Here is a 3,814-nt window from a genome sequence, read left to right on the forward strand (position 1 = left end):
CGGCGGTGGTGGGAAGCACAAGCGGAAGTCAGCCGGGGGGCGCGAATGCAGGCACCAAGGGGGGGAAAGAGAAGGGGGGGAGCGGAGAGGAAGCGAACGGCGGGCGGCAGCAGGGCGAACGAGGCGCGCGCCCAACGGAGCGACAGCCCCGCGGCGAGGGCGCGCGGAGGAGCCAAGCCCAGCGCCGAGGACCAGGCCTTGGGTCAGGCGAGGAGCCGCGGGGCGACGAGGCGGCGCGGGGGGGAGACGGGGGGGGGGGGCGCGGGAAGGGGGGGGGGGGGGGGGGGGAGGAGGCGGGGGAAGGGGGAGGGTGGGCGCGCGAGGGCGAGGGAGGTCGGGACGGGAGTGCTGGGTGGGGATGTGGACGGCCGAGCGGGAGGGAATGAGCGGGCTGGGGAGGTGGCGGTGGAGGATGGCGCGGATGAGGATGGCGGTGGAGTGGAAGGGGGCAAGGTGGGAGCCGAGCGGATGGGCGAGGGTGGGGTGGAGGGACGGCACGCTGGCCTGCGCGTCGGCGGAAAAGAACCCGGCCGGCGCGTGGTCGAGATAGTCGATGGCGCGCTGCAGCTCGAGGAAGGCATTGTCCTGCCGTTCGCGGTCGCGGGTGATGTCCTCGACGGTCCACAGCACCAAAGGCTTGCCGCCCTCGTCGATGGTCGGCAGCGCCCGCACCCCGACCCGATACCAGAACGGCTTGGTCGAACCGCCGACCGAACCGCCGAGCCCGCCGATGATGCGGATATCCTCGATCGCCGGCCGCCCGTCGCGGGCCGCGCGCGCCAGCCGATACACCGCCTCGGAGGCCTCGGGCTCGCCGGCAAACAGCCGCGGCACCGAAACCGGCACCCCGTCGGTGACCCCGCCGGGAAACTCGCCGTAGTGCGCGTTGACGTAGCTGATCTTGCCCTCGCGGTCGGTGACCAGCGCGCCGAACGGCAGGCTGTCGACCACGGCGCGGCTGAGCGTCTGAGTGTCTTCGCTGGCCGAGAAACGGAACAGCCCGGCGGCCACGGCGAACAGGCAGAAGACGCCCACCACGGCGAGCAGCCCGAGGAATACCAGGATCAGGTCGGCCGGGATACGGTCGCCCAGCGTCGCCAGCAGCACGGCGCCCGCAATGAAGAAGGCCGCCAGCGCCACCACGCGCCACAGCCCCGCACTGCTGCGCCCGCGGTTCAGCAGCGGGTTGGGATAGTTATCCTCGTCGAGCGGCAGAGGTGCCATGCGCTGGTGGTGCCCCGGGGAAAAGTCACGCCGAATCGGCCTTCTCAAGGTCTAGCAAAGCCACAAGTCGGTTGGGTAGCCGCAATGGCGTTATCCCCGTCGGGTCGGGCAGATTTGTGAGAGGGCGACGCCGATAGACCAGGGCACCAACCGTGCCGACAACCACCGTGTCATTCCCGCGAAAGCGGGAACCTCTGTTTTCCTGGCCGCGGAACCATCGCAAACGGAGATCCCCGCTTTCGCGGGGATGACGCCGGTGGGCGCTACTGCTTTCGCGGGCCTGAGAAGGCTGCGTACCCCTACCCCGCCTTCCACCCGCGGCCCTGCTTCAGCCGCATCACGAAGCCGATGACTTCGGCGACTGCCTTGAAATGCTCGGTCGGGATGGTCTGGTCGATATCGACGCTGGCATAGAGCGCCCGGGCCAGCGGCGGGTTCTCGATGATCGGCACGTCGTGCTGTTTGGCCAGCTCGCGGATGCGGAAGGCGATGGCGTCGGCGCCCTTGGCGACGCATTGCGGCGCCGCCATGTCGCGATCGTATTTCAGCGCCACGGCGAAGTGCGTCGGGTTGGTGATCACCACCGTCGCCTGCGGCACCGCCGCCATCATGCGCTTGCGGCTGCGCTCCATGCGCACCTGCCGGATGCGGCCTTTGACCTTGGGGTCGCCTTCCTGCTGCTTGTATTCGTCGCGGGTCTCCTGGACCGTCATCTTCAGCCGGTTCCACCAGCGGGTGCGCTGGTACACGTAGTCGGCGATGGCGACGACGGTGACCACCGCCAGCACCGCCCCGAAGATGTTCAGGCTCAGGTCCATGAACTCGGCGGCGATCATCGCCGGTTCGAGCTGGATCATCATCTCGAGGCTGTCGATTTTGGGCGCCAGCACAAACCACAGCACCGCCGACACCACGGCGAGCTTGATCAGCCCCTTGACGAAGTTGACCAGCGCCTCGGTCGAGAACAGGCGCTTGGCCCCCTCGATCGGGTTGATCTTGGAGAATTTCGGCTTGATCGGATCGAGCGACAGCAGCGGCCGATGCTGCACCAGGTTAGCGGCAATGCCGAACGCTGCGAGGACGATCGATGGCAGGATCGCCACCAAGAGGATCGAGCCGGCGAGCCCGCTCCAGAACGCCGCCAGCGCCTGGCTGCCGACCTCGAACTTTTCGGCATTGCCGAGCAGCACCTTGAGCTGTTCGACGAGGCTGGCGCTGGTCGGCCCTGCCATCATCGCGAACACCAGCGCCGAGCCCGACAGGATGAACCAGGTATTGACCTCCTGGCTCTTGACCACGTCGCCCTTCTCATGGGCGTCGCGGAGCTTTTTTTCTGAGGGGTCTTCGGTTTTTGACGACTGTTCCGGGGCCTCGTCGCTCATTTACCGCATGTCTCCCGAAAGTGCGTACCGGTTTCGGAACAAAGACATGCGCAATAACAAAGAGCTAAGGCGCACGGAGCGACTCCTGGAGATCGCGACGCGCATTAGCGAACGCCGCGCAGCATGGCGAGCACGCCCTCGAAATGCATCAGGTAGAGGCCCATCATCATGGCGAGCAGCAGCGCCATCAGGATCAGCCCGACGCCCACAGTTGCCGGCATGGCGATGAAGAACACCTGCAATTGCGGCATCAGCCGGCTGAGGATGCCCATCCCCAGGTTGAACACCAGCCCGAAGACGATGAACGGCGCCGACATCTGCACCCCGATGACGAAGGCGCCGGCGACCGTATCCACCACCGTCTGAGCCGCGTCGCCGAACATCAGCGGCTCCTTGGGCGTGAAGATCATGTAGCTGTCATGCACCGCCGACAAAGCCACATGGTGGAGATCGGTGGCAAAGATCAGCGCGATGCCGAGAAAGCTGAGGAAGGCGCCGATCAGCGCGCCCTGCACCCCGCCATTGGTCGGGTCGGCCGCCTGGGCGACGGAAAGGCCCGACGACGAGGCGATCACTGCGCCGGCGGTCTGCGTGCCCGAGACGGCCAGCCGGGCGATAGCGCCGAGGATCAGCCCGACGATCACTTCGTGCAGCAGCACCACCACGATCTCGGGCAGGTTGGTCGGCAGCGCCGGCAGCTGCGGCGAGACGATCGGATAGAGCACCGCGGCAAAGACCAGCGCGAAACTCAGCCGCATGCGCGCCGGGATGGCCGTCTCGCCCAGCGCCGGGATCAGCATCAGCATGGCGCCGACGCGAGCAAAGATCAGCACGTAGAAATAAGCCGTCTCGGGCAGCCAGTTGAGCGAGATCATGGTCAGCCGCCGGAGATGATCATGTCGGCGAGCTTGGTCATGTAGCCACCGAGGATGGCGCCCATGAACGGCAGCGACAGCAGCATGGTGACAAAGATCGCGAGGATCTTGGGCACGAACACCAGCGTCATTTCCTGGATCTGCGTCAGCGCCTGGAACAGTGCGATGACCACGCCGACCACCAGCCCGACGATCATCATCGGCGCGGCGACGAGGATCATCACCCAGATACCCTCGCGGGCGAGATCGAGAATTGCGGCGCCGGTCATCGGGCTTTGTCCCGGCCCGGCCCCACCCACAGGGTCATTCCCGCGAAAGCGGGAGCCTCTGTTT

3 protein-coding genes and 1 pseudogene are annotated in these 3,814 nt (G+C 66.8%); all 4 read right to left on the bottom strand.

The window, feature by feature from the left end; translation table 11 throughout:
• Positions 1-1,224 (bottom strand): annotated as a pseudogene (locus VW23_RS29695) (hypothetical protein); the annotation flags it as partial.
• Positions 1,225-1,523: 299 nt separating this feature from the next.
• On the bottom strand, positions 1,524-2,606 hold the full coding sequence (gene flhB / locus VW23_RS20750) for a flagellar biosynthesis protein FlhB (RefSeq protein WP_069911414.1): 1,083 nt from the start codon (positions 2,604-2,606) through the stop codon (positions 1,524-1,526).
• Positions 2,607-2,710: 104 nt separating this feature from the next.
• A complete protein-coding gene (gene fliR, locus VW23_RS20755) occupies positions 2,711-3,481 on the bottom strand; it encodes a flagellar biosynthetic protein FliR (RefSeq protein WP_069911415.1) in 771 nt (256 codons plus the stop codon).
• A 2-nt stretch (positions 3,482-3,483) separates the two neighbouring features.
• Positions 3,484-3,750, bottom strand: a complete 267-nt coding sequence (gene fliQ, locus VW23_RS20760) for a flagellar biosynthesis protein FliQ (protein WP_069911416.1) — start codon at positions 3,748-3,750, stop codon at positions 3,484-3,486.
• Positions 3,751-3,814: the final 64 nt, after the last annotated feature.

The sequence above is a fragment of the Devosia insulae DS-56 genome (genome assembly GCF_000970465.2).
In the GTDB taxonomy this organism is placed as follows: Bacteria; Pseudomonadota; Alphaproteobacteria; order Rhizobiales; family Devosiaceae; genus Devosia_A; species Devosia_A insulae.

Bases quoted from the DNA above. Each gene is read 5' to 3' on its own strand.
- flhB (WP_069911414.1), bottom strand. From the start codon at position 2,606: ATGAGCGACGAGGCCCCGGAACAGTCGTCAAAAACCGAAGACCCCTCA.
- fliR (WP_069911415.1), bottom strand. From the start codon at position 3,481: ATGATCTCGCTCAACTGGCTGCCCGAGACGGCTTATTTCTACGTGCTG.
- fliQ (WP_069911416.1), bottom strand. From the start codon at position 3,750: ATGACCGGCGCCGCAATTCTCGATCTCGCCCGCGAGGGTATCTGGGTG.